20 protein-coding genes are annotated in these 24021 nt (G+C 72.0%); 6 read left to right on the top strand and 14 right to left on the bottom strand.

The window, feature by feature from the left end:
- Positions 1–222: 222 nt before the first annotated feature.
- Genes WJM95_RS23500 through ureA form a run of 4 tightly spaced genes read right to left on the bottom strand, consistent with a single transcriptional unit; the run spans position 223 to position 4330 of the window.
- Positions 223–840 carry a TetR/AcrR family transcriptional regulator gene (locus WJM95_RS23500; RefSeq protein ID WP_339131787.1) on the bottom strand — a complete coding sequence of 206 codons (618 nt, stop codon included), beginning with the start codon at positions 838–840 and terminating at the stop codon, positions 223–225.
- 15 nt (positions 841–855) lie between these two features.
- The gene (locus tag WJM95_RS23495) at positions 856–1893 is read right to left on the bottom strand and encodes an agmatine deiminase family protein (RefSeq protein WP_339131786.1); all 1038 of its coding nucleotides are present in this window, start codon (positions 1891–1893) and stop codon (positions 856–858) included.
- Between the two features lie 26 nt (positions 1894–1919).
- On the bottom strand, positions 1920–3629 hold the full coding sequence (locus tag WJM95_RS23490; RefSeq protein WP_339131785.1) for an urease subunit alpha: 1710 nt from the start codon (positions 3627–3629) through the stop codon (positions 1920–1922).
- On the bottom strand, positions 3626–4330 hold the full coding sequence (gene ureA, locus WJM95_RS23485) for an urease subunit gamma (RefSeq protein WP_339131784.1): 705 nt from the start codon (positions 4328–4330) through the stop codon (positions 3626–3628). Before ureA ends, WJM95_RS23490 begins: the two co-directional genes overlap by 4 nt.
- Before the next feature lie 165 nt (positions 4331–4495).
- Between ureA and WJM95_RS23480 the strand changes: the two genes are divergently transcribed.
- Positions 4496–5929 (top strand): cytosine permease, encoded by a 1434-nt coding sequence (locus WJM95_RS23480; RefSeq protein ID WP_339131783.1) that lies wholly within the window; start codon positions 4496–4498, stop codon positions 5927–5929.
- Here the strand turns inward: WJM95_RS23480 and WJM95_RS23475 are convergent.
- The 4 genes from WJM95_RS23475 to WJM95_RS23460 all read right to left on the bottom strand — a co-directional run bounded on the left by WJM95_RS23475 (position 5876) and on the right by WJM95_RS23460 (position 10856).
- On the bottom strand, positions 5876–7216 hold the full coding sequence (locus WJM95_RS23475; protein ID WP_339131782.1) for a lysine 2,3-aminomutase: 1341 nt from the start codon (positions 7214–7216) through the stop codon (positions 5876–5878). The genes WJM95_RS23480 and WJM95_RS23475 overlap by 54 nt on opposite strands.
- A gap of 14 nt (positions 7217–7230) precedes the next feature.
- A complete protein-coding gene (locus WJM95_RS23470; RefSeq protein WP_339131781.1) occupies positions 7231–8301 on the bottom strand; it encodes a hypothetical protein in 1071 nt (356 codons plus the stop codon).
- A gap of 157 nt (positions 8302–8458) precedes the next feature.
- On the bottom strand, positions 8459–9547 hold the full coding sequence (locus WJM95_RS23465) for a branched-chain amino acid aminotransferase (RefSeq protein WP_339131780.1): 1089 nt from the start codon (positions 9545–9547) through the stop codon (positions 8459–8461).
- Between the two features lie 265 nt (positions 9548–9812).
- Positions 9813–10856, bottom strand: coding sequence for a 3-isopropylmalate dehydrogenase (locus tag WJM95_RS23460; RefSeq protein WP_339131779.1), 1044 nt, complete (start codon positions 10854–10856; stop codon positions 9813–9815).
- Positions 10857–10998: 142 nt separating this feature from the next.
- Here WJM95_RS23460 and WJM95_RS23455 point away from each other — a divergent pair, with 142 nt between their 5' ends.
- Entirely contained in the window at positions 10999–12600 is a 1602-nt protein-coding gene (locus WJM95_RS23455) for a metallophosphoesterase family protein (protein ID WP_339131778.1), read from the top strand.
- 111 nt (positions 12601–12711) lie between these two features.
- On the opposite strand, the gene WJM95_RS23450 is transcribed toward WJM95_RS23455, so the two are convergent.
- Together WJM95_RS23450 and WJM95_RS23445 are read right to left on the bottom strand one after the other, a co-directional pair.
- Positions 12712–12843 carry a hypothetical protein gene (locus WJM95_RS23450; RefSeq protein WP_103550476.1) on the bottom strand — a complete coding sequence of 44 codons (132 nt, stop codon included), beginning with the start codon at positions 12841–12843 and terminating at the stop codon, positions 12712–12714.
- Between the two features lie 269 nt (positions 12844–13112).
- Complete coding sequence (locus tag WJM95_RS23445) at positions 13113–13655, bottom strand: GNAT family N-acetyltransferase (RefSeq protein WP_339131777.1); 543 nt, start codon at positions 13653–13655, stop codon at positions 13113–13115.
- A 153-nt stretch (positions 13656–13808) separates the two neighbouring features.
- Here WJM95_RS23445 and WJM95_RS23440 point away from each other — a divergent pair, with 153 nt between their 5' ends.
- On the top strand, positions 13809–14678 hold the full coding sequence (locus tag WJM95_RS23440) for an alpha/beta hydrolase (RefSeq protein WP_339131776.1): 870 nt from the start codon (positions 13809–13811) through the stop codon (positions 14676–14678).
- A gap of 154 nt (positions 14679–14832) precedes the next feature.
- Here the strand turns inward: WJM95_RS23440 and pruA are convergent, their stop codons facing one another.
- Together pruA and WJM95_RS23430 are read right to left on the bottom strand one after the other, a co-directional pair.
- Positions 14833–16464, bottom strand: a complete 1632-nt coding sequence (gene pruA / locus WJM95_RS23435; protein ID WP_339131775.1) for an L-glutamate gamma-semialdehyde dehydrogenase — start codon at positions 16462–16464, stop codon at positions 14833–14835.
- 38 nt (positions 16465–16502) lie between these two features.
- Positions 16503–17429: a proline dehydrogenase family protein gene (locus WJM95_RS23430; protein ID WP_339131774.1), complete on the bottom strand. Its 927-nt coding sequence runs from the start codon at positions 17427–17429 to the stop codon at positions 16503–16505.
- Positions 17430–17593: 164 nt separating this feature from the next.
- Between WJM95_RS23430 and WJM95_RS23425 the strand changes: the two genes are divergently transcribed.
- Positions 17594–18868 carry a helix-turn-helix domain-containing protein gene (locus WJM95_RS23425; RefSeq protein ID WP_339131773.1) on the top strand — a complete coding sequence of 425 codons (1275 nt, stop codon included), beginning with the start codon at positions 17594–17596 and terminating at the stop codon, positions 18866–18868.
- On the opposite strand, the gene WJM95_RS23420 is transcribed toward WJM95_RS23425, so the two are convergent.
- On the bottom strand, positions 18865–20277 hold the full coding sequence (locus WJM95_RS23420; protein WP_339131772.1) for a PLP-dependent aminotransferase family protein: 1413 nt from the start codon (positions 20275–20277) through the stop codon (positions 18865–18867). The two genes, WJM95_RS23425 and WJM95_RS23420, sit on opposite strands and share 4 nt — an antisense overlap.
- Before the next feature lie 257 nt (positions 20278–20534).
- Between WJM95_RS23420 and WJM95_RS23415 the strand changes: the two genes are divergently transcribed.
- Positions 20535–21623, top strand: a complete 1089-nt coding sequence (locus WJM95_RS23415) for an MFS transporter (RefSeq protein ID WP_339135792.1) — start codon at positions 20535–20537, stop codon at positions 21621–21623.
- Positions 21624–21674: 51 nt separating this feature from the next.
- Here WJM95_RS23415 and WJM95_RS23410 read toward each other — a convergent pair whose 3' ends face one another.
- Positions 21675–22250 carry a TetR/AcrR family transcriptional regulator gene (locus WJM95_RS23410; RefSeq protein ID WP_339131771.1) on the bottom strand — a complete coding sequence of 192 codons (576 nt, stop codon included), beginning with the start codon at positions 22248–22250 and terminating at the stop codon, positions 21675–21677.
- Positions 22251–22386: 136 nt separating this feature from the next.
- On the opposite strand from WJM95_RS23410, the gene WJM95_RS23405 reads away from it, so the two are divergent.
- Complete coding sequence (locus WJM95_RS23405; protein WP_339131770.1) at positions 22387–24009, top strand: MFS transporter; 1623 nt, start codon at positions 22387–22389, stop codon at positions 24007–24009.
- The last annotated feature ends 12 nt before the right edge of the window (positions 24010–24021 follow it).

Below are 24021 nucleotides of genomic sequence, written 5' to 3'. Positions count from 1 at the left end.
CTCCCGGCTGAAGGTGGGCCAGAAAAGCGAAAAACCCCTCGCGGGTGCGAGAGGTCTGCGCGCGGGTCGAGGACGACGGTGTCCGCCCGTACCTGGTCGTACGTGGCGGTCACTGCGGACCGGCGCGCCTGCTGCCAATAATCGTGGCGAACGAGAGCACGGGGGCAGTGTGGCACATACCGCCCCCGTGATCACACGGTGTCTCAGGATGCGAGCACTGGGCTACAGGACCGGCGGGCCGGCGTCCGCTCGGCCCAGCGCCTCGTCGAGGAACTCCCGCACGTGGGACAGGACCTGCGCGCGGCTGGTGCCGCGCAGGCCGATCGCCACATGGATGGAGAAGCCGTCCAGCAGGGCGCGCAGCCGGGCACCGAAGCGGTCCGCGTCGAGGGGCCGGAACTCGCCGCGCGAGACGCCCTCGGCGAGCAGGGCGACGAGGTCGCGGTGCCAGGCGCCCTCGATGGCCACCTGCCGTTCGCGGGCGTCGTCGTCCGCGTTCTGGGAGTGGTTCCAGACCTCCAGCCACAGGGTCCAGTGCGGGTCCCGGTGGCCGTCGGGGACGTACAGGTCGACGTAGGCGTCCAGGCGTTCGCGGGCGGTTCCGCGCGCGGCGAGCAGCCTGCCGCGTTCGGCGCCGAGGCGGCCCTCGCTCCACTCCAGGGTGCGCAGCAGCAGCTCGTCCTTGGAACGGAAGTAGTACAGGAGATGGCCGCTGCTCATGCCGACCTCACGGCCGAGCGCCGCCATGGTGAGCTTCTCCAGACCGCGTTCGGCGATCATCTCCATGGCGGCGGCGAGGACCTCCTCGCGCGGTGGCGCGTTCTTCCGCGCACCGGCCATCCGTGACTCCCGTTGTCAGACCTTCGGCTGCTGCTGGGTGATGCAGTGGATGCCACCGCCGCCCGCGAAGATCGTACGTGCGTCCACCAGCGTCACGGTCCGCTCGGGGAACAGCCGGCGGAAGATGTCCGCCGCGGTCTCGTCGCGCGGGTCGTCGAAGCCGCACAGGACGACGCCGTCGTTGCAGAGGTAGTGGTTGATGTAGGAGTAGTCGGCCCAGTGGCCGTCGGCCTCCAGGACGGTCGGGGCGGGGACCTCGACGACCTCGATGGCGCGGCCGCGCGCGTCGGTCTGGGCCCTGAGCAGCCCGATGACCTCCCGGCTCACCTCGTGGTCGGGGTGCGCGGGGTCCTGCTGGGAGTGGGCGACGATCACGCCGGGCCGGGCGAAGGCGGCGACGATGTCGACGTGGCCGAGGGTGCCGAAGCCGTACGGGGGGTAGTCGCCGGTCAGGCCGCGCGGCAGCCAGATGGCCTTCTCGGTGCCGAGCTGGGCGTGGATCTCGGCCTCGACCTGCTCGCGGCTCCAGCCGGGGTTGCGCTCCGGGCCGAGCTGCACGGTCTCGGTGAGCAGCACGGTGCCCTCGCCGTCGACGTGGATCGCGCCGCCCTCGTTGACCATCCGGGAGGCGTACGTCTTCGCCCCGGCCAGGCCCGCGACCTCGGCGCCGATCTTGGAGTCGTGCTCCCAGCGGGCCCAGTCCTGGGCGCCCCAGCCGTTGAACGTCCAGTCCACGGCCGCGAGTTCACCGTGCCCGTCGGTGAGGAAGGTGGGGCCGATGTCGCGCATCCAGGCGTCGTCGAGTTCCCGCTCGACGAGGTCGATGCCGGGGCCGAGGAGTTCGGCGGCCGGCGCGGACTGGCCCGGGCCGCACACGACCGTGACCGGCTCGAAGCGGCGGACCGCACGGGCCACCTCCGCCCAGGCGGCGCGGGAGGCGGCGAGGTCCTCGGGGCTGTCGAAGGTGGGGTTGGGGCCCGGCCACGCCATCCAGGTGCGCTCGTGCGGGGTCCACTCGGCGGGCATGCGGAAGCCGTCGGCGGCAGCAGACATGGGGTGTTCCTTACGGGCTGTGTCCATCAGAGGAAGTACAGGCGGTTGAGGGAGACCGAGTCGGCGGGCTCGGAGCGCAGCGGGTCGCCGTCGAGGGTGACCAGGCCGGTGCGCTGGTCGACGTCGACCGCTCCGGTACGGGAGTTGAGGCGCAGGTCGGCGGGTCCGATGCCGCGGGTGCCGCGGACCGCGACGCGGCGGCGGCGGGTGGGCATGGTGTCGTTGCCCTGGTCGAGCGCGGCCTGGGCGACGAAGGCCACCGAGATCTCGGCGGGGGTCGCGCCGTGCGCCCCGAACTGTGGTCCGAGGACGAGGGGTTCGCAGGTGTCGGTGGCGGCGTTGGGGTCGCCGACGACTCCGTAGGCCGGGAAGCCGGACTTCAGGACGAGCTGCGGTTTGGCGCCGAAGTACTCGGGGCGCCAGAGCACGATGTCGGCGAGCTTGCCGGTCTCGATGGAGCCGACCTCGTGGGCGAGGCCGTGCGCGATGGCCGGGTTGATGGTCAGTTTGGCCATGTAGCGCAGGACGCGTTCGTTGTCGTGGTCCTCGGGGGCGCCGAACTCGGCCTTCATCTTCCCGGCCATGGCGAAGGTGCGGCGGACGGTCTCGCCTGCGCGGCCCATGCCCTGGGCGTCGGATGAGGTGATGCCGATGGCGCCCAGGTCGTGCAGCACGTCCTCGGCGCCCATGGTCCCGGCGCGGATGCGGTCGCGGGCCATGGCGGCGTCGCCGGGCAGGTCGGTCTTCAGGTCGTGGACGGAGACGATCATGCCGTAGTGCTCGGCGACCGCGTCCCGGCCGAAGGGCAGGGTCGGGTTGGTGGAGGAGCCGATGACGTTCGGGACGCCCGCCATCTTCAGCACGTTCGGGACGTGTCCGCCGCCGCAGCCCTCGATGTGGAAGGCGTGGATGGTGCGTCCTTCGAGGACCCTGAGGGTGTCCTCGACGGACAGGCACTCGTTCAGCCCGTCGCTGTGCAGGGCCACTTGGACGTCGTGGTCCTCGGCGACCCGCAGGGCGGTGTCGAGGGCGCGGGTGTGGGCGCCCATGTCCTCGTGGACCTTGAAGCCGCTGGCCCCGCCCTCGGCCAGCGCCTCGATCAGCGGGGCGTCGTGGGAGGACGAACCCCGGCCCAGGAAGCCGATGTTGACCGGCCAGGCGTCGAAGGCGGAGAACGCGTGACGCAGCGCCCAGGGCGAGTTGACGCCGACGCCCCACACCGGGCCGAACTCCTGGCCGATGATCGTGGTGACGCCGGAGGCGAGCGAGGCCTCCATGATGCGCGGCGAGAGCAGATGGACGTGGGTGTCGACGGCTCCGGCGGTGGCGACGAGTCCCTCGCCGGAGACGATGGACGTGCCGGTGCCGACGACGACGTCGACGCCGTCGAGGGTGTCGGGGTTGCCGGCCCGCCCGATCGAGCAGATGCGGCCCTCGCGGATACCGATGGACACCTTGCGGATGCCCTGGACGGCGTCGATCACCACGACGTTGCTGATGACGACGTCGCAGGTGTCCCGGACGGCGGCGGCCTTCAAGTGCAGTCCGTCGCGGGCCGTCTTGCCGAATCCGGCGAGGAACTCGTCCCCGGGGAGCTGGGCGTCGGACTCGACGCGGACGGTGAGCCCCGAGTCGCCGAGCCTGATCCGGTCGCCGGCACGGGGGCCGTGGGTGGCGGCGTACTCGTAGGGGGTGAGGCGGCGGGCCTCGGCGGGGTGGCCTCCGGGGCGGCTCATCGCTCGGCCTCCTGGTCGCGGGTGTCGGGGACGCCGAGGTATCCGCAGGCGGCGGCCCGGCGCAGGGCCTCTTCCCTGGCTCCGGGGGCGTCCAGCGGTCCGTCGACGAGACCCGCGAAGCCGATGGCGACGCGTGCTCCGCCGATGGGCCGCAGCCCGACCTCGGCGCTCTCCCCCGGGCCGAAGCGGACGGAGGAGCCGGCGGGCACGGCCAGCCGCATGCCGTAGGCGGCCGCGCGGTCGAAGTCGAGCCGCGGGTTGGCCTCGAAGAAGTGGAAGTGGGAGGTGACGGAGACGGGGACGCCGGCCGTGTTGGTCACGGACAGGCGCACGGCCGCCTCGGGCTCGGTGTGCTCGGGACCCGGCAGCAGCGCGCCGGGGGCCCGGTCGCCGAGTCCGCCGCCGATCGGGTCGGTGACGACCGCGAGGCGCGAGCCGTCGTCGAAGACGGCCTCGACATGCACCTCGGTGACGATGTCGGCGACGCCGGGCAGGACGTCGTCCGGGCCGAGGACGCAGCGGGCCGCCTCGATCGCCTCGGCGAGCCGTCCGCCGTCACGGGCGGTCTCGCAGACCGTGTCCGCGATCAGCGCGGTGGCCTCCGGCACGTTGAGCCTGAGGCCGCGCGCCCTGCGGGCACGGGCCAGTTCGGCGGCCGAGAACAGCAGCAGTCGGTCACGTTCCGTGGGGGTCAGTCTCACGCCGCGACACCTCCTCGCCTTCCTCCGTTTAGAGCATCACTCTAAACGCCCGATTCATGGAAGGGAAACATTGACGTAGCAGCATCTGAGGCGCCACATTGAGCGTCGCTCTAACTCTTGGCGCTTCCCGCGCCACGCCAGGCGGCCGTCAAAGGAGACCCAGCCATGCCGATCGAACAGCGCGGAGTCGACACGATCCCCGACGAGGAACGCACCAGCGGGCCGCGCGATCTCGTGTCGATCCTGCTCGGTTCCAACCTCTGCCTCGGGGTGATCATCTTCGGCTGGCTGCCGCCCTCGTTCGGGCTCGACTGGTGGTCCTCGGTCAGCTCGATCGTGGCAGGCACCGTGGTCGGAACCGCGCTCACCGCGCCGCTTGCGCTGGTCTCGCTGCGCACCGGCACCAACCTCTCCACCTCCTCCGGCGCGCAGTTCGGCGTGCGCGGACGGCTCGTCGGCTCGATCGTCGGCCTGCTGCTGGCGCTCGGCTACACCGCGCTGACCGTGTGGATCGGGGGCGACGTGATGATCGGCGTGCTCGGCCGCCTCTTCGGACTCCCGGCGAACGGGGTCTCGTACGCCGTGGTGTACGCGGTGCTGGCCGCGGCGACCGTCGCGGGTGCCGTCTACGGCTACCGGGTGCTGCTCGCCATGTCCCGGGCCCTCGCGATCGGCATGTCGGCCCTGCTGGTGGTCGGTGTGATCGCGTACGCCCCGCACTTCACCACCGCGGCGCTCCCGGAGGCCGGCGGCTATCTCCTCGGCTCGTTCTGGCCCACCTGGCTGCTGGCGGCGGTCGCGGCCGGCCTGTCGGGCCCGATCGCGTTCATCACGCTGCTCGGCGACTACACCCGCTACATCTCGCCCGAGCGCCACTCCTCCCGCACGGTCCTGCACGGCACCTGGCTCGGCCTGATCGCCGGTCTGCTGGTCCCCCAGCTCTTCGGCACCTTCACCGCGTACGGGGCCCGCGCGGCCCTCGACTACGCGGGACCGCTGGTGTCCGCCTCCCCCGGCTGGTACCTGGTCCCGCTGCTGCTGGCGGCCTCCGCGGGCTCGGTGGGCAACGCCGGTCTGATGCTCTACTCGATGGGCCTCGACCTCGACGCGATCCTGCCCCGCGCCTCGCGCGCCCGCGCCACCTGCGCGGTCGCCGTCGTCGCCATGCTCTGTGTGTTCGTCGGCCACTACGCCTGGAACGCCCAGTCGGCGATGACGTCCTTCGTCCTGCTGCTGACCGCGATCGGCACCCCGTGGGCGGTCATCACCCTGATCGGCTTCGTCCGCTGCCGCGGGATCTACGACGCCGACGCCCTCCAGGTCTTCAACCGCCGCTCCCGCGGCGGCGTCTACTGGTACCGGGCGGGCTGGAACGTCCAGGCCACGGCGGCCTGGGTACTGGGAGCCTGCGTCGGCCTGCTGGCCGTGTCCCTCCCGTCGTACGAGGGCCCGCTGCTGTCCCTGACCGGCGGCGTGGACTGTAGCTTCATCTTCTCCGGCCTGGTCGGCGGCCTGGTCTACCTGGCGCTCACGGCCGGCAAGCCGTCACCCGGCTTCGAGCCCCGGCAGGAACCGGCTCGCGCCGAAAGCCGGCTTTAGGTCGCTCCACCAGGTGGCGCGCTCGTCGTAGGCGGCGAAGAACGGGCGCCCCACCAGGTCCGGATCGCGGGCCTGGATGAGATGGAGCACGAAGACCTTCTCGCCCGCCACCTCCGCCGTCCCGTCCACGCACACCTTGCCCGGCATCGCCGACATGACCGGGCCGCGCACGGTCCGCGCGAGGCCCGAAACCTGGGCGTAGGCGTCGCGGAAGATCTGGTGGCAGCGGGCCAGCGGCACCCCGAAGTAGCCCTGCGGACCGGTGTCCCGCTCCACGAACTGGTAGTAGGGCACCGCCCCCAGCGCGGTCGTCTCGTTCCACAGCTCGGCCCACGCGCCGGCACTGTCGTTGATCCCCCTGACCAGGGGACCCTGGCAGCGGATCACGGCCCCCGTGTCACGCACCCGGCGCATCGCCGCGCGCACGGCCGGGGGCCGCAGCTCCTGGGGATGCGTGAAGTGGGCCATCAGGGCGAGGTTCCGGCCGCTCGCGACCACCTTCTCCAGCAGCTTCAAGAGGTCGTCCGCGTCGCGGTCGGTGAGGAAGCGGTACGGCCAGAAGGCGAGCGACTTGGTCCCGACCCGGATCGAGCGGACGGTGTCGATCTCCAGGAGCGGTTCGACGTACCGGCGCAGCACCTCGGTGCTCATCACCATCGGGTCGCCGCCCGTGATGAGCGTGCTCGTGACCTCCGGGTGGGCGCGCAGATAGGCGGAGGTGGCGGCGATGTCGTCGGTGGCGATGCGCAGGTCGGACTCGCCGACGAACTGGGGCCAGCGGAAGCAGTACGTGCAGTAGGCGTGGCAGGTCTGGCCCTGGCGCGGGAAGACCAGGACCGTCTCCGGGTACTTGTGCTGGAGACCGGTCAGGCGGACGCCCTCGTGCACGGGGACGTTGGCGTCGAGCTGGCCGGACGGGTGCGGGTTGAGCCTCATCCGGATCTCGTGGGCCGCACGCAGCACCTCGGCCTTCGGGGCCTCGTGGCGGAGCAGGTCCGCCATCTGCTTGAGGTCGGGCTCGGGCAGCATCCCGGCCTGCGGGAACGTCAGCCGGAAGATCGGGTCGTCGGGCGCGGCCGCCCAGTCGATCAGTTCGTCGACCACATAGCTGTTCGTCCGGAAGGGCAGCACGGCCGCGACGGCCCGCAGGGCGAGCCGTTCGTCGGGCGACAGCGCCACGCGCCGGAGCAGGCCGTCGAGGTCACGCGGGGTGAAGGCGCGAAAGCGGGGGCTCGTGCCGGGGAGTCGGGTGCTCGTGTACGAAGCCGGGTGGAGCGCAGAACTCATTGGTGCCGGAGCCTCTATTCCGTGAACGAAGCCGGTGGCCGGAGTTCGACGAAGGCGGTCGAGGAGGCATCGTACTTCTCCGTGAAGTGCTGGAGGAGCAAGGCGTGCAGCTCGCTCTCGTCGTCCACCACGACCAGTTCGTGTGCGCCGGGGGCGCTCAAGGCATCGCTGTGCGCCGACAGTTGATCCAGCCGGTGGCGTGCCATGTACGACACGAGGTCGTGCCCCGCGACGTACAGGGCGTCGTCCGCGTAGACGAAACGGCAGCTGAACGCCCTGCGGCCGTCGGTCGCGTCGACCAGGGTCACCGGCAGATGGGTGAACCGCTCCATGGGCTTGCCCTGCTGCCACAGTTCGTCGAACCTCTGCTCGACGAACGTGCCGAGCGGGGAACGGACGGCCACTTCGAGCTGGACGCCCTCGCCGGAGAGACGGCCGACGGTGAGGAAGGAGACGAGGGAGCGGTCGTCCCAGCGGTACAGGGTCACCCCGGGGGACGTGGAACACAGGCGTACTTCGAGGAGATGGCGGCAGTCCTCGTCGAGCCGGTGCGCGAAGCGGTCCAGGGTGCGCAGGTTGCGCATGATGTCGCGGCGGATGTCGGCGCTCTGCTCACCCAGTTCACGGCCGCGCAGGATGACCGCCAGGGAGTCCGGGTCCAGGAGCAGGATCTGGACGCGGGCGCCGTGCGCGGTGGCCGCCTTGACGCCCCGGAAGAGCCGCTCGGAGAACTGCGGGCCGAACACGCTGGAGAAGGTGTCGAGGACCTTGACGTTCGAGGTCGCGCCGTAGACCTGGGCGCTGAACCATTCGTAGTCCAGCCGGGTGTGCTCGCGGACCCGGCCCTCCTGCGCGCGGCTGATCAGCGGGCCGATCACGAACACGGTGACGACGACGCCGACGATGTCGGTGCCGAGATTCAGCGCGAGGTTCTCCCCGTAACTGTCCATGCGCCTGGCGCTCCAGAGCAGCAGCGCGGCGACGGCCGCGAGCAGGCCGAGGGCGGTGAGGCTCTGGGGACGGCGCGGTGTGCGCAGGGCGCGCAGCAGCCAGCGCGGCCGTGACAGCGGCGACCTTGCGCTCACCTGCGGCTCCCTCCGTGGCCGTGCGGGCGCACCGGAGGACACGCTCCCCCCGTGGACTGTGTGGATACCCGTGCCGCCGGGGCCCTACGCGTCGAACGAACAGCCGTTCCCCGCAAGCCTGTTGGGGCTGCGGGGACCGGCGGGGACGAGTGCGGGATCAGCCCAGCGGGTGCATCCAGCCGTGGGTGTCCTCCGTGATGCCGCGCTGGATGTCGAGCAGGGCCTCGCGGAGGCGGAGGGTGACCTTGCCGGGCTCGCCGCCGGACTGGAGCCACTCGGTGCCGTCGCGCTTGACCGTGCCGACGGGGGTGATGACGGCGGCGGTGCCGCAGGCGAACACCTCGGTGAGGGTGCCGTTCTCGGCGTCGGTCTGCCACTGGTCGATCGAGACGCGGCCCTCTTCGGCGGTGTAGCCGAGGTCGCGGGCGACGGTCAGCAGGGAGTCGCGGGTGACGCCCTCCAGGATGGAGCCGGTGAGGGACGGGGTGACGATCCGGTCGCCGTACACGAAGTACAGGTTCATGCCGCCGAGTTCCTCGATCCACTTGTGCTCGACCGCGTCGAGGTAGCAGACCTGGTCGCAGCCCTTGGCGGCGGCCTCCTTCTGCGCGAGGAGGGAGGCGGCGTAGTTGCCGCCCGTCTTCGCGTCGCCCATGCCGCCGGGGACGGCGCGGACGCGGTCCTCGGAGAGCCAGATGGACACCGGCTTGACCCCGCCCGCGAAGTAGGCGCCGGCGGGCGAGGCGATGACGAGGAAGAGGTACTCGTTGGCGGGCTTCACGCCCAGGCCGACCTCGGTCGCGATCATGAAGGGGCGCAGGTACAGGGACTCCTCGCCACCGTGGGCGGGCACCCAGTCGCGGTCCTGGCGGACCAGCGCGTCACAGGCCTCGATGAAGGTCTCCACGGGCAGCTCGGGCATGCCGAGCCGGCGGGCGGAGGCCTGGAAGCGCTTGGCGTTCTTGTCGGGACGGAAGGTCGCGACGGAGCCGTCGGGCCGGCGGTAGGCCTTGAGGCCCTCGAAGATCTCCTGCGCGTAGTGCAGGGTCATGTTCGCCGGGTCGAGGGAGAGCGGTCCGTACGGAACGAGCTGGCCGTCGTGCCAGCCACGGCCCTCGGTCCACTTGACGGTCACCATGTGGTCGGTGAAGTGGCGGCCGAACCCCGGGTTGGTCAGGATCGCCTCGCGCTCGGCGGCGGCGAGCGGACTGGCGGAGGGCTTGAGCTCGATCGTGGGCTGCGTCATGAGTGGTTTTGTCCTTCACCGGTTGTATGTGACGGGCCGCGCTCACACCCGGACCGTCCGTGGCCAGTGCTAGGACGTCCGAGCATTCCCTCGTTCCGCGGCTCCGCCTCGATTATCGCGCGCGGAGGGCCGTGGACGAAACGGTGTGAATACGGCCCGGGGGTGGCCCAGGGGACTGATGGTGGCACCCGGCGGCGGAACGGCGAAAGCCGCCGGGCGCTGATGCGACCCGGCGGCTGCTACGGAACGTAGGTGGTGCGCCGGGTCAGCCGGCTACGCGCAGGGCGAGCGCGTCGCCGATCTCCTCGGTGCTGCGGGCGGGCTTGCCGACGCGCTCGGCGAGGTCGGCGGAGACGGCCTCCTCGATCCGGGCGGCCTCGGCCTCGTAGCCGAGGTGGCGCAGCAGCAGGGCGACGGACAGCACGGTGGCGCTGGGGTCGGCCTTGCCCTGGCCCGCGATGTCGGGCGCAGAGCCGTGCACGGGCTCGAACATCGAGGGGAACTCGCCGCTCGGGTTGATGTTGCCGGAGGCGGCGACGCCGATGCCGCCGGAGACGGCCGCGGCGAGGTCGGTGATGATGTCGCCGAAGAGGTTGTCGGTGACGATCACGTCGAAACGCTCGGGCTGGGTGACGAGGAAGATCGTCGCCGCGTCCACGTGGATGTAGTCGGTGGTGACCTCGGGGAACTCCGCCGCCACCTTGTTGAAGACGTTCGTCCACAGGTGCCCCGCGAAGGTGAGCACGTTGTTCTTGTGGACCAGCGTCAGCTTCTTGCGCGGGCGGGCCTGCGCACGGGCGAAGGCGTCACGGACGACCCGCTCGACGCCGAAGGCCGTGTTGACGGAGACCTCGGTGGCGACCTCGTGCTCGGTGCCCTTGCGGATGGTGCCGCCGTTGCCGGTGTACGGGCCCTCGGTGCCCTCGCGGACCACGACGAAGTCGATCTCGGGCTGGCCGGCGAGCGGGGTGGCGACGCCGGGCAGGAGCTTCGAGGGACGCAGGTTGACGTGGTGGTCGAACGCGAAGCGGAGCTTGAGCAGGAAGCCGCGCTCCAGGACACCGGACGGGACCGAGGGGTCGCCGATCGCGCCGAGCAGGATGGCGTCGTGCCCCTTCAGGGCGTCGAGATCGGCGTCGGTGAGGGTCTCACCGGTGGCGTGGTAGCGCCGGGCGCCGAAGTCGAACTCCTTGGTCTCCAGCTTCACGTCCTGCGGGAGGACGGCGGAGAGGACTTTGAGCCCCTGGGCCACGACTTCCTGGCCGATGCCGTCACCGGGGATCACTGCGAGATCGATGCTGCGAGACATGACGGCACCGTACTCCTTGTCCCATGGAATGACACGCGATGTCCGCCATGCGGACACCATGGTGTCGCAGCACGTCTACGCTTCGACACACGTTCACCCGTACGTATGAACGCCGTTGGCGCGAGATGGGAACTTTCCAGACATGACCGCTCCCTCCACGGGGACCTCCCCCGAGCCTCCCGTCCCCGACGTCGGCATCCCGTACGAGCTCGCACGCGACATGAGCATGGCGGAGCAGTACGAGTACCTGAGGACGAGACTCACGCGGCGGCGGGCCCTCGTCGCGGCGAGCGCCTTCGCGGGCGGCGGCCTGCTGGCCGGCTGCGCCCAGGGCACCAGGGCCCCGGCCCGGGCGGCGTCCGGCTCCTCGCCGAACCCGGCCACCGGCAGGGTGCCCGGCTCGGCCGTCGCCCCGTTCGGCCGCCACCTCGCCTTCGGCGCCGACCCCAGGACGCAGATGCGGATCTCCTGGCAGGTGCCATTCGCGGTCAAGCGGCCCTACATCCGGGTGGGCCCCGCACCCTGGGCGCTGAGCCGGAGGATCGAGGCCGAGGTCCGCGCCCTGCACACCCCCGGCCTCGCCGGACAGCGGGCGGCCCTCGACCAGTACTACCTGCACGCGGCGCTCGACGGGCTGCGCCCCGGGACGACGTACTACTACGGCGTCGGCCACGAGGGCTTCGATCCCGCGAGCAAGGAGCGGCACTCCACGATCGGCCACTTCCGCACCGCGCCCGCGCATCCGGAGAAGTTCGTGTTCACCGCGTTCGGCGACCAGGGCGTCACCCCGGACGCGCTCGCCAACGACAAGGTGCTCCTCGGCCGCGGGCCCGCCTTCCATCTGCACGCGGGCGACATCTGCTACGCGGACGGGGTCGGGCTCGGCCAGACCTCGGACGTCTACGACCCGGCCGCCTGGGACCTGTTCCTGAAGCAGACCGAGACGGTGGCGCGGACGGTGCCGTGGATGGTGACGACCGGCAACCACGACATGGAGGCCTGGTACTCGCCCAACGGCTACGGCGGCCAGTCGGCACGCTGGACGCTCCCGAGCAACGGCTTCGACCCCCGCAACGCGCCGGGCGCCTACTCGTTCGTCTACGGCAACGTCGGCGTCGTCGCCCTGGACGCCAACGACGTGTCGTACGAGATCCCCGCCAACAAGGGCTACTCGCAGGGCAGGCAGACGGCCTGGCTCGACAAGCGGCTCGGGGAGCTGCGCCGCCAGGTGGACTTCGTGGTCGTCTTCTTCCACCACTGCGCCTACTCGACCTCGACGCACGCCTCCGACGGAGGGGTGCGCGACGCCTGGGTGCCGCTGTTCGCCAAGCACCAGGTGGACCTGGTGATCAACGGACACAACCACGTGTACGAGCGCACGGACGCCATCAAGGGCGGCGCCGTGGGCCGGCAGGTGCCGGTGGGCGCCTCGACCGATCCGACCCGGGACGGGATCGTGTACGTCACGGCGGGCGGCGCGGGCAAGAGCCTCTACCGCTTCCCCGTCGGGGTCAAGGACAGCTACGAGGGCAGGGTCACGCGCCGCGAGGCCGTCGAGACCTTCCACTGGACGAAGTCGAAGCAGCAGAAGCCGGACACCGTGGAGTGGTCCAGGGTGCGGTACACCGGCTTCTCGTTCCTCTCGGTGGAGGCGCAGGCCGGCCCCTCCCCCGTGCTCAAGGTGTCGGCACTGGCCCAGAGCGGCGAGCGCATCGACCACTTCGAGGTGAGGCGCGGAGCCTGAACTCCGCGGCGGGGCACGGCGGCGGGAGCCGTCGGGCCGAGGCGCGGCGCGGGACGGTGGCCCGCGCCGCTCCCCCGCGGGCGCGGCTCCCGGTACCGGGGGTGACGGGCCTCAGTGGCCCGTCGCTCCGCCGTTGTCCCTGCGGTCGAGGGCGCGCTGGAGCGCGGCGGCGGCGTTCTTGCGGTCGGACTCGCTGCTCGTGCGAGAGAGGTGACGGACTCGGCGGACGGTCGTCTCGGCCATGATGAATCGACTCCTTGCCTCCGGTGGCACCCGAACGGGCGGCCGGAAGTGCGATGAGGGATTTACGAGACGCCGGAAGGGGCGGGGAGCGGTGCCGCAGGGGTTGCCTGCCAGGGGCTCCGGCTCACGACCGCCATTCGCTTGGTCGAGCGAGACGTTCGGCTCCTACCAAGCTAGGCGAGGACCTCGCATCTGTCTCCACAATTACTCGGACTTCCTACTATCTGAGACGGCGGATTACGTCACACCGCCCCGACCTGGGACTTCGCTCAGAGCACGTCGCCCTCGCGCCAGTCGAAGACCAGCGCGTGCGCCGGGTCGAGGGGGTCACGGGCGATGCCGGGACGGACGAAGGTGGTGCCCTCCTCGTCGCGGAGGCGGACGGTTCCCTCCGGCGTGAGCACACAGACGTGGCCCGGCCACAGCCGCCAGCCCCGCGCCGCGTAGAGGGCGGCGCCCTCCTCGCTGGCGGAGAGCGCGCCGAGCCCGTAGGCGCCCTCGATGATCCGTTCCAGCTCGGCCATCACCCGTCCGCCGAGCCCCGCGCGGCGGACGTCGGCGCGTACGCCGACCGCCTCCACGAATCCGGCCCGCAGCGAGCGGCCGCGGTGCAGGACGCGCCGCTGGATCACCGAGCCGTGCGCCGCGATGCCCCGGCCGTCGTGGACCAGGACGTGCAGTCCGCCGAGCGCGTGGTCCCAGTCCTCGTCCCGGAAGTCCCCGTCGAAGGCGTCCTCCAACAGGGCGCGGGCGGCGCGGAGTTCGGCGGGTTCGAGATCCGCCGTATGGGCGATCCGCAGTCGGGTGGCCATGCGGCCAGTATTCACACGAGGGCCGGGATTCCCAGCCCTCGCACCTCCTCCTCGGCGGCAATCTAACCTTTCAAAATATCTTGACTGGTTAGACATGGACGTGCTGCACTGTTCTCACCATCGAGAAGGCTTTCAGGGGTTAGGGGAACGATCATGGGAAGTCACCCGGTCCACCACCGCGCCGTCACCGTCGACGGCCACCGGATCGCCTACCGCGAGGCGGGCCCCGCGGACGCTCCCGCGCTGCTCCTGCTGCACGGCTTCCCGACCAGCTCGCACATGTTCCGGGACCTGCTGCCGCTGCTGGCCGACCGCTACCACCTGATCGCCCCCGACCATCTCGGCTTCGGCCGCTCGGACGCCCCGGCGGCCGGCGCCTTCCCGTACACCTTCGACCGGCTGGCCGAGATCACCGGAGAGTTCACGGAGCACCTCGGCCTCAAGGAGTACGCGCTCTACATCCAGGACTACGGCGCCCCGATCGGCCTCAGGCTGGCGCTCGCGCACCCCGAGCGGGTGACCGCGATCATCACGCAGAACGGCAACGCGTACGAGGAGGGGCTGGGCGCGGACGCCTGGGCTCCGGTGCTGGCGCTGATCGCGGAGCGCACCCCCGAAACGGAGGCGCCGGTCCGGGCGATCAGCGGCCCGGACGGGATCAGGTGGCAGTACCTGACCGGCGTGGCGGACCCGAGCCTGGTCAGCCCCGACGCCTACGAGCACGACGCGGCCCTGATGGCCCGCCCCGGCCAGGCGGAGATCCAGCTCGACCTGATCTCCGACTACGGCTCCAACTTCGCGCTCTACCCCGCGTTCCAGGAGTACTTCCGCACCAGCAGGGTGCCGCTCCTCGCGGTCTGGGGCGCGGGCGACGAGATCTTCGTCCCCGAGGGCGCCCTCGCCTTCCGCAGGGACCTTCCGGACGCCGAGATCCATCTGCTCCCCACGGGGCACTTCGCCCTGGAGACCCACGCGCACCAGGCGGCCGGGCTGATCCGGGACTTCCTGGGCCGGCACGTGTGACCGGCGCGTGCGCGAGCCAGGGCGCGCGCCTCGGGACACGGGCGCGGCCCCTGGAATTGGAACCGCCCCCGCTCCACGGACGGGGGAGACCGTGAGGCGGGGGCGGAGTGGGTGACGGGCGGCCGGCCCGGGGGCCGGCCGCCGCGTTCGGCTGTCAGCCCATGTGCGGGTAGCCGTAGTCGGTCGGCGGGACCAGCGTCTCCTTGATGGCGCGGGTCAGCGTCCAGCGCATCAGGTTCTGCGGGGCGCCGGCCTTGTCGTTGGTGCCGGAGGCGCGGCCGCCGCCGAAGGGCTGCTGGCCGACGACGGCGCCGGTCGACTTGTCGTTGATGTAGAAGTTGCCCGCCGCGTAGCGGAGCTTCTCCATCGTGTACGCGGCCGCCGCGCGGTCGCCGGAGATGACCGCGCCGGTGAGCGCGTAGTCGGACGCCGACTCCATCTGGGTCAGCATCTCGTCGTACTTGTCGTCCTCGTAGACGTGCACGGCGAGGAAGGGGCCGAAGTACTCGGTCGTGAAGACCTCGTTCTCCGGGTCCGAGCACTCGACGACGGTCGGGCGCACGAAGTAGCCGACGGAGTCGTCGTACGTGCCGCCCGCGACGATCGTGCAGGTCGGGTCGGCCTTCGCGCGGTCGATGGCCGCCTTGTTCTTGGCGAAGGACCGCTCGTCGATGACCGCGCCGATGAAGTTCGACAGGTCGGTGACGTCACCCATGGTCAGGTAGTCCACCTCGGCGGCGAACTCCTCCTTGAAACCGGAGTTCCAGATGGAGGCCGGGACGTAGGCACGCGAGCTCGCCGAGCACTTCTGGCCCTGGTACTCGAAGGAACCGCGGGTCAGGGCGGTCTTGAGGACCGCGCGGTCGGCCGAGGGGTGGGCGACGACGAAGTCCTTGCCGCCGGTCTCACCGACCAGACGCGGGTACGAGCGGTACTTCTCGATGTTGTTGCCGACCGTCTTCCACAAGTACTGGAAGGTCTTGGTCGAGCCGGTGAAGTGGATGCCGGCGAGGTCGCGGTGCTCCAGGGCGACCTTGGAGACCTCGATGCCGTCACCGGTGACGAGGTTGATGACGCCCTTGGGCAGGCCCGCCTCCTCCAGGAGCTGCATCAGCAGCACGGCGGCGTGGGTCTGCGTCGGGGACGGCTTCCACACGACGACGTTGCCCATGAGCGCCGGGGCGGTGGGCAGGTTGCCGGCGATCGCCGTGAAGTTGAAGGGCGTGATCGCGTAGACGAAGCCCTCAAGGGGGCGGTGGTCCATGCGGTTCCACACGCCCGGGGAGTTCGCCGGCGGCTGCTCGGCGAGGATCTGGCGGGCGTAGTGGACGTTGAAGCGCCAGAAGTCGACGAGCTCGCAGGGAGTGTCGATCTCGGCCTGCTGGGCGGTCTTCGACTGGCCGAGCATGGTGGAGGCGGCCAGCGTCTCGCGCCAGGGACCGGCCAGCAGCTCGGCGGCGCGCAGGATGATCGCGGCGCGGTCGTCGAAGGCCATCGCGCGCCAGGCGGGAGCGGCGGCGAGGGCCGCGTCCACCGCGTCCTGCGCGTCCTGCTGCGTGGCGTTGGCGTAGGTGCCGATGCGCGCCTTGTGGTTGTGCGGCTGCACGACGTCGAAACGGTCGCCGCCGCCCATGCGCTTCTCGCCGCCGATGGTCATCGGCAGGTCGATCGGGTTCTCGGCCAGCTCCTTGAGCTTGGCCTCCAGGCGGGCGCGCTCGGGCGAGCCGGGCGCGTAGCCGTGCACCGGCTCGTTGACGGGGGTGGGGACCTGGGTCACAGCGTCCATTTTTTCCGTAACTCCTTGAGTCGAGCGGGTGTTCGGTCTCAGCCCTTGGTCAGGATCGAGCGGGCGAAGAAGAGCAGGTTGGCCGGCTTCTCCGCGAGGCGCCGCATGAAGTAGCCGTACCAGTCGGTGCCATACGCGGTGTAGACGCGCATGCGGTGGCCCTCGGCGGCGAGCCGCACGTGCTCGTCGCTGCGGATGCCGTACAGCATCTGGAACTCGTACTCGTCCAGCTTGCGCCCGGCGGTCCGCGCCAGCTCCTGCGCGATCGAGATGAGGCGCGGGTCGTGGGACCCGATCATCGGGTAGCCCTCGCCCTCCATCAGGATCTTCAGGATGCGGACGTACGCCTTGTCGGTCTCCGCCTTCTGCTGGTACGCGACCTCGGCGGGCTCCTTGTAGGCGCCCTTCACCAGACGGACGCGGCTGCCGCTCTCGGCGAGGCGGCGGGCGTCGGCCTCGGTGCGGAAGAGGTAGGCCTGGATCACACAGCCGGTCTGCGGGAAGTCCTTCCGCAGCTCCTCGTGGATCGCGAACATCGAGTCGAGGGTGGTGTGGTCCTCGGCGTCCAGCGTGACGGTGGTGCCGATCGCGGCGGCGGCCTCGACGACCGGGCGGACGTTGGCCAGGGCCAGCTCGTGGCCGCCCTCCAGGGCCTGTCCGAACATCGACAGCTTGACCGACATCTCGGCCTTCGTGCCGAGGCCCAGTTCCTCGAGGCGGCCGATCAGCTCCAGGTACGCGTCACGGGCGGCGTACGACTGCTCGGGGGTCGTGATGTCCTCGCCCACGACGTCCATCGTGACCTCCAGGCCCTTGCCCGTGAGGTCCTTGATGATCGGGACGACCTGGTCGACGGTCTCGCCGGGGATGAACCTGTCGACGACCGGCTTGGTCACCGGGGCGGCCGAGATCAGACGGCGCATCTTGTCGCTGCGCGAGGCGGCGAGAATCACGGGACCCAGCACGGGGCACCTCCACAACGAAGTCAGCAGGAGGCCGAATCCCGACGATTCGGGTACGGCACGGAGAACCACCGTGAAACCTAGGGATATCTCCGATCCTGGGCCATCGACAGCTGTCACGCATCCCTGCCCCCGATCTCAGACATATGTATGAAGGTCCCGCGGAAATGCGCGAGAATACCGGGGTGAGCGGTGAACACAGAGGCGACTACCAAGAGCTGGTCGACGAGATCTCGGCACTCCTCGGCGTCCCGGCCACGCTGGAGAACCGCGATTTCGAGCTGATCGCCTTCGGCGCGTACGACAGCGAGGGCGACCTCGACCCGTCCGCCCTGGACCCCGTCCGCACCCGCTCGATCCTCACGCGGCGTTCCACCACCGCCGTCCGCACCTGGTTCGAGGGCTTCGGCATCACCCGCGCGACCGGCCCGGTCCGCATCCCGCCGACCCCGGAGGCCGGGGTCTACCGCGGCCGGATCTGTCTGCCGGCACGCCATCGGGGCGTCGTCCTCGGCTACGTCTGGCTGCTGGAGGACGACCCGGGCCCCACCGACGCCCAGCTGGCCGGGGCCATGGAGGTGGCCTCCCGCATCGGCGCGCTGCTCGCGGACGAGGCCCAGGCCGGGGCGGACCTCACCCGGGAGCTGCGGGCCGTCCTGACCGCCGAGCGGGGCTGGCAGCTGGACATGGCGGTAGCCGAGCTGCGGACGGCGCTCGGCCCGCGCGGCGAGGGACTGCACACGGTGGTGTGCGTGGCGCCGTGGCCCTCGGCCGACCCGGACGACGCCCCTTCCGCCCGCACGGTGCCGGGGGCGACCGCTCTGTGCACCATCCCGTGGGGCACCAGTGCCCAGAGCCTGGCCCTGCTGGTCCGGCTGCGCTCGCCGGACGTCCTGGCTCCCGCGCTCACCGCGGCCGGGCGCTTCGTGCGGGAGGCCGCGGGCGTCCGCGGCGCGGGCCGGGGCGGCGGTACGGGAACGGTCTCCCCCGGAGCAACGGCCTCCCCCGGCGCAACGGCCTCCCCGGTCGGGACGGCCGCCGCCGGGGTCGCCGGGCCCCGCGAGGGACTCGGGGAGCTGGGGGCCGCCTGGCGCGAGGCCGCCGCGGCCGCCCGCGCGGTGCTGGCCGAGCCACGACTCGGTCCCGTCGCCGAGTGGGGGGCGATCGGTCCCTTCCGGCTCCTGACGGCCCTGCCGCCGGACGTGGCCCACGATCCGGCCGTGACCGCCCTGTTGGGCACCGCCCACCGCGAACTGGCGCGCACGGCCGAGGTGTTCCTCGACCGCGCGGGCCAGGCAGGGCGCACGGCGGCCGAGTTGGGCATCCACCGGCAGACGCTCTACTACCGCCTGTCCCGGGTGGAGCAGCTCACCGGCCTGGACCTGGACGACGGCGAGGACAGGCTGCTGCTGCACATGGCGCTGAAGGGCGCCCGCCTCTAGCGGATCCTGCCGGTCAGCAGGTCGGCGACGGCCGCCACTCCCTCGGCGATCGCGCGCTCCCCCACGTCGCCGAAGCCGAGCACCAGCCGGGGCGGTGTCGTCGACCCGTCCGAGCGGCACGGGCCCATGCCGTACAGGCCGACGGCACGCTCCCGGGCCGCGAGGACGAGGGAACGCTCGTCGGCGGCCGGCGGCAGATGCAGGACCGCGTGGAATCCGGCGGCCAGCCCGGTGAGCCGGACCTCGGGGGCGTGCTCGGCCAGGGCACCGACCAGGGCGGCGCGCCGGGCCGCGTAGCGCGTGCGCATCCTGCGCAGATGGCGGTCGTGGCGCCCGGACTCGATCAGCTTCGCGAGGGCCAGCTGGTCCAGGGCCGGGGAGCCGCGGTCGGCCAGCCGCTTGGCCTCGGTCAGCGGGGCGGTGAGCGCGGGCGGGCAGAGCAGCCAGCCGATGCGCAACGCCGGGGCGAGCGACTTGCTGACGGTGCCGATCGAGACGACCCGGTCGGCGGCCAGCCCCTGAAGGGCACCGACCGGCTCCCGGTCGTAGCGGAACTCGGCGTCGTAGTCGTCCTCGATCACGTACGCGTCCCTGCGCATCGCCCACTCGATCAGGGCGATCCGGCGTCCGGGGGCGAGGACGACTCCGGTGGGCCACTGGTGGGCCGGGGTGACGATGACGGCGCGGGCCCCGGTCGCGTCGAGCGCGCCCACGTCGACGCCGTCCTCGTCGACCGGTACGGGCACGGCCCTCAGGCCCGCGGCAGCGGCGGCGGCCGACGCGGTGGCGGGGCCGCCCGGATCCTCGTACGCCACCACCCGCACCCCGGCGAGCGCGAGGCAGCGCAGGGTCAGTCCGAGCCCCTGGGCGTAGCCGGAGCAGACGACGGTCCGCTCGGGGTCGGCCGCGGCCGCCCGCACCCGGCGCAGATATCCGGCCACCACCTCGCGCAGCGCCGAACTCCCGCGCGGGTCGCCGTAGTCGAGATCCGCCGTCGGCATCGCGCGGGCCGCCTCGCGGGTCGCCCAGAGCCAGTCGGCCAGCGGGAAGCTCCCCAAGTCCGGTACGCCGTGCCGGAAGTCGGCGATCAGACGCGGTACGGTCCGGTCCCGGGAGGCGGGCGCGGGCGGCACGTGCGCTCCCGCGGCGACCCGGGTGGCGGAGCCGACGCGGGTCACCAGGTAGCCCTCCGACTGGAGTTGGGCGTAGCAGTCCTGGACGAGACCGCGCGAAAGACCGAGTTCGCCGGCGAGTGCGCGGGAGGAGGGGAGCCGCTCCCCTGCGCCGAGCCGGCCCGTGCGGATCGCGTCGCGCAGCTGCCGCTCCAGCTGGGCGCGCAGCGGCTCGCCGCTGTCCCGGTCGAGGGACAGCAGCAGTTCGGGTGACAGACCGGCCCACTGCGGAGGCATGGAATTGGAGCTTACCGGCGGTCCGGCCGGCCCCTAGCGTCGATTCCATGACGCCCTCCTCGACGCCCCGGCCCTCCCGAAGGACTCCCCCGCCACCGGGGCCCGCCCCGGCTCCGGACGCGGTGCGCGCGCCCGCCGCACCGACCCCGGAACCGGCGGCCCCCGCTTCGCCCGCGTCTTCCGTGCCTCCCGCGCCCGGCGGGCCCGCCGGGCGGCCGCCGCTGCTCAGCCGGCCCCTGATGCTCCGCTTCGTGAGCATGATCGGCGCCTCGGTCAGCTTCTTCCTGCTGCTGTCGGTCGTCCCCGCCTACGCCACGGCGTCGGGGGCGGGCCCGGCCACGGGGGCCCTGATGCTGTCCACCGTGCTCGGCGAGCTGGCCGGTCCCCGTCTGGTCGGGCGGTACGGCTGCCGGGCCGTGCTGGCCGTCGGACTCGCGCTGCTCGGAGCGCCCGCGCTCGTCCTGACCCTCTCGCACTCCCTGGTGTGGATCGTGGCGGTGTGCCTGGTCCGCGGCCTCGGCTTCGCTCTCACGCTGGTGGCCGGCGGCGCGCTGACCGCCTCGCTGATCCCGGCCGGGCGTCGGGGCGAGGGGCTGGCGCTGGTGGGCGTGGTCTCCGGCGTGCCGTCCCTGGTCGCGCTGCCTCTGGGCGTGTGGCTGGCGGGGCGGGTGGGCTTCACCCCGGTCGCCCTCGCGGCGGGCGTGGCCGCGCTGGCCGCCGTCGCCTCGGTGCCGGCCCTGCCCGGCCGGGAGCGGGCGTCGGAGAAGCCGGTCGGGATGGTGGCGGCGCTGCGCACCGGCGCCCTGGCCCGGCCCGCGGCCGTCTTCGCGACCACGGCCCTGGCGACCGGGATCATCGTCACCTTCCTGCCGCTGGCGGTTCCCGCGACCGCCGCCGGGGTCGTGGCGGCGGCCCTGTTCGTCCAGCCCGCCGCGTCGACCGCGGCCCGGTGGGCGGCGGGCCGGTACGGCGACCGGCACGGACCCGCGGGTCTGGTGGTGCCGGGCCTGCTCCTGTCCGCCGCCGGGGTGCTGCTCACCGCGTTCACCGGGAACGCGGTCGCCGTCCTGGCCGGGGTGGCCGTGTTCGGGGCCGGTTTCGGCATCGCCCAGAACGCCACCCTGACCCTGATGTACGCCCGCGTCCCCGTCTCGGGATACGGCACGGTCAGCGCGCTGTGGAACCTCGCCTACGACGGCGGCATGGGCGTGGGCGCGCTCGGCTTCGGCGTCCTGGCGGCACCGATGGGCTACGCGGCGGCGTTCGCGGTCACCGGCGCCCTGATGCCGCTGGCACTGGTCCCGGCCCTGCGGGACCGGTCCGCCCCGGCCGTCCACGAGGGGTGAGCGGGAGCGACGGGCCCTCCCCCGGTCACCCCGCCTCGCGCGCTCCCCCGGTCACCCCGTCTCGCGCACCGCCTCGATCACCTGCCGCAGCCCCTCGGTCAGCGCGTCCGCGTCGGGGGCGGTCTTCGGATCGAAGGTCCACTGGGCGACGAGGCCCGTCATCAGGGTCAGATAGAAGCGGCCAAGGGTGTCCGCCCTCTCGTCGGACACCTCTTCCTCGGGGACGTCCATGAGGAGCGCGACCAGGCCCCGCCCGCCCTCCCGCTGGGCGCGGGAGAGATGGTCGCGCACCTCGGGCAGCTCGATGGTCATGACCTCCATGCTGAGCCGCCAGAGCGAGCCGGGTTCGCGCATGGTGTCGACGATGTTGGACCAGACCTCACGGAACCGCTCCAGCGAACCGGGGGCGCCGCTGATCGCAGCCGCGCCCTCGCCGTCGAAGGGCATCTCGTCCACCAGCGCGACATAGGCCTGCGCGAGCAGCGCGTCCTTCGAGCCGTAGTGGTAGCCGATGGACGCCAGGTTGGTCCCCGACTCCTTGACGATGTCGCGCGCCGTGGTGCGCGCGAAGCCCTTCTCCAGCAGGCAGCGCTTGGCGCCTTCGAGCAGATCCTCACGGTGTCCCATGCCGGTCAGCGTACCCCCGATTCAGACAACCGTCCCATACGCACGTCAAGGACGCGTGTGTGAAACGAACGTGTGAAACGAACGTCTTAAACGCACGTACTAGACAAGCGTTTAAGACGTCCGTACAGTCCCTGCCATGACGAACCCGACGAGCACGACTCCCGCCTCCGGCGCCCCCGGCGCCCTGGCCGGCCGCCGCGAATGGACCGCCCTCGGCGTCCTGATGCTCCCGCTGCTCCTGGTCTCGATGGACGTCTCCGTCCTCTACTTCGCGATCCCCTCGATCAGCGCGGACCTGGAGCCGAGCGGCACCCAGCAGCTGTGGATCTTCGACATCTACGCGTTCGTGCTCGCCGGACTGCTGATGACGATGGGATCCCTCGGCGACCGCGTCGGGCGCCGCAAGCTGCTCCTGTGCGGCGCCGCCGCGTTCGGCACCGCCTCCGTCCTGGCCGCCTACGCGAACAGCGCCGAGACCCTGATCGCCGCCCGCGCCCTCCTCGGGGTCGGCGGCGCGACCCTGATGCCCTCGACGATGGCGATCATCCGGACGATGTTCACGGACCCCGGGCAGCGCGCGAAGGCGATCGGACTGTGGTCCGGCGTCATGACCGGCGGCGTCGCCCTCGGCTCGGTGATGAGCGGTGTCCTCGTCCAGTACTTCTGGTGGGGCTCGGTCTTCCTGGTCAACCTGCCCGCGATGGCGCTGCTGCTGGTCCTCGGCCCGTTCCTGCTGCCCGAGTCCAGGAACCCGGAGCCGGGCCGCTTCGACCTGCCGAGCGTCCCGCTGTCGATGGCCGCCGTGCTGCCGGTGATCTACGGCATCAAGGAGATCCCGTCCGAGGGCTGGCGGACCGAGTACGTCGTCTCGGTCCTGGTCGGCCTGGTCTTCGCCGCCCTGTTCGTGCACCGCCAGCGCACCGCGAAGTCCCCGCTGATCTCCCCCGCGCTCTTCCACGGCCGCGGCTTCGCCCCCGCCGTCGTCCTCAACCTGATCTCCTCCTTCGGCATGATGGGCTCGGCGTACTTCACCACCCAGTACCTCCAGTCGGTGCTCGGCAAGAGCTCCATGGCCGCCGCCCTGTGGGCCCTGCTCCCCACGGTCCTGGTCGGTGTGGCCGCGCCCGTCTCGGCGCTGCTCGTGCAGAAGGGCGTCCACCGGGCCCACGTCGTCTCCGGCGGATTCGTCCTCGCCGCCTGCGGCTACGGCCTGCTCGCCCTCGCCGGCACCGACTCCCTGTGGCTCGTGCTGGCCGGAGCGGGCGTCCTCGCCTCCGGGATCGTCACCGTGATGTCGCAGATGATGGACCTGGCTCTCGGCACGGTCCCCGTCGGCAACGCGGGCGCCGCCTCCTCCCTGCTGGAGACCGGGGCCGAGTTCGGCGGCGCCCTCGGGATGGCGGTCCTCGGCTCCATCGGCACCGCGGTCTACCGCCACGACATCCCGGCCGGCGTCCCGGCCGCGGCCCACGAGACCCTGGGCGGCGCCCTGGCCGTGGCCGCGCGGCTGCCGGGCCACGCCGGGACGGCCCTGGCCGACGCCGCCCGCGAGGCGTTCACCCACGGCATGCAGGCGGCGGCCGCCGGCGGCGCGGTCCTCGTGCTGGGCGCCGCCGTCCTCGCCACCGCGAGTCTGCGCAGGGTGACGGTGCGCGAGAACGGCGACCTCCTCGGCACCGGGACGGACACCGGCACCGGCACCGGCGAGCCGCTCCCCGCGGCGGCGACCGCGCAGGGCGACGGCCCGGCACCCGCCTGACCTCCGCCCGTC

This window comes from Streptomyces sp. f51 (assembly GCF_037940415.1).
GTDB lineage: Bacteria > Actinomycetota > Actinomycetes > Streptomycetales > Streptomycetaceae > Streptomyces.
The sequence above is the reverse complement of the archived record's forward strand: the minus strand, read 5'-3'. Positions and strand labels throughout refer to the sequence as shown.

Bases quoted from the DNA above. Each gene is read 5' to 3' on its own strand.
- WJM95_RS23500 (WP_339131787.1), bottom strand. From the start codon at position 840: ATGGCCGGTGCGCGGAAGAACGCGCCACCGCGCGAGGAGGTCCTCGCC.
- WJM95_RS23495 (WP_339131786.1), bottom strand. From the start codon at position 1,893: ATGTCTGCTGCCGCCGACGGCTTCCGCATGCCCGCCGAGTGGACCCCG.
- WJM95_RS23490 (WP_339131785.1), bottom strand. From the start codon at position 3,629: ATGAGCCGCCCCGGAGGCCACCCCGCCGAGGCCCGCCGCCTCACCCCC.
- WJM95_RS23480 (WP_339131783.1), top strand. From the start codon at position 4,496: ATGCCGATCGAACAGCGCGGAGTCGACACGATCCCCGACGAGGAACGC.
- WJM95_RS23475 (WP_339131782.1), bottom strand. From the start codon at position 7,216: ATGAGTTCTGCGCTCCACCCGGCTTCGTACACGAGCACCCGACTCCCC.
- WJM95_RS23465 (WP_339131780.1), bottom strand. From the start codon at position 9,547: ATGACGCAGCCCACGATCGAGCTCAAGCCCTCCGCCAGTCCGCTCGCC.
- WJM95_RS23460 (WP_339131779.1), bottom strand. From the start codon at position 10,856: ATGTCTCGCAGCATCGATCTCGCAGTGATCCCCGGTGACGGCATCGGC.
- WJM95_RS23455 (WP_339131778.1), top strand. From the start codon at position 10,999: ATGACCGCTCCCTCCACGGGGACCTCCCCCGAGCCTCCCGTCCCCGAC.
- WJM95_RS23450 (WP_103550476.1), bottom strand. From the start codon at position 12,843: ATGGCCGAGACGACCGTCCGCCGAGTCCGTCACCTCTCTCGCACGAGC.
- WJM95_RS23445 (WP_339131777.1), bottom strand. From the start codon at position 13,655: ATGGCCACCCGACTGCGGATCGCCCATACGGCGGATCTCGAACCCGCC.
- WJM95_RS23440 (WP_339131776.1), top strand. From the start codon at position 13,809: ATGGGAAGTCACCCGGTCCACCACCGCGCCGTCACCGTCGACGGCCAC.
- pruA (WP_339131775.1), bottom strand. From the start codon at position 16,464: ATGGACGCTGTGACCCAGGTCCCCACCCCCGTCAACGAGCCGGTGCAC.
- WJM95_RS23425 (WP_339131773.1), top strand. From the start codon at position 17,594: ATGCGCGAGAATACCGGGGTGAGCGGTGAACACAGAGGCGACTACCAA.
- WJM95_RS23420 (WP_339131772.1), bottom strand. From the start codon at position 20,277: ATGCCTCCGCAGTGGGCCGGTCTGTCACCCGAACTGCTGCTGTCCCTC.
- WJM95_RS23415 (WP_339135792.1), top strand. From the start codon at position 20,535: ATGATCGGCGCCTCGGTCAGCTTCTTCCTGCTGCTGTCGGTCGTCCCC.
- WJM95_RS23410 (WP_339131771.1), bottom strand. From the start codon at position 22,250: ATGGGACACCGTGAGGATCTGCTCGAAGGCGCCAAGCGCTGCCTGCTG.
- WJM95_RS23405 (WP_339131770.1), top strand. From the start codon at position 22,387: ATGACGAACCCGACGAGCACGACTCCCGCCTCCGGCGCCCCCGGCGCC.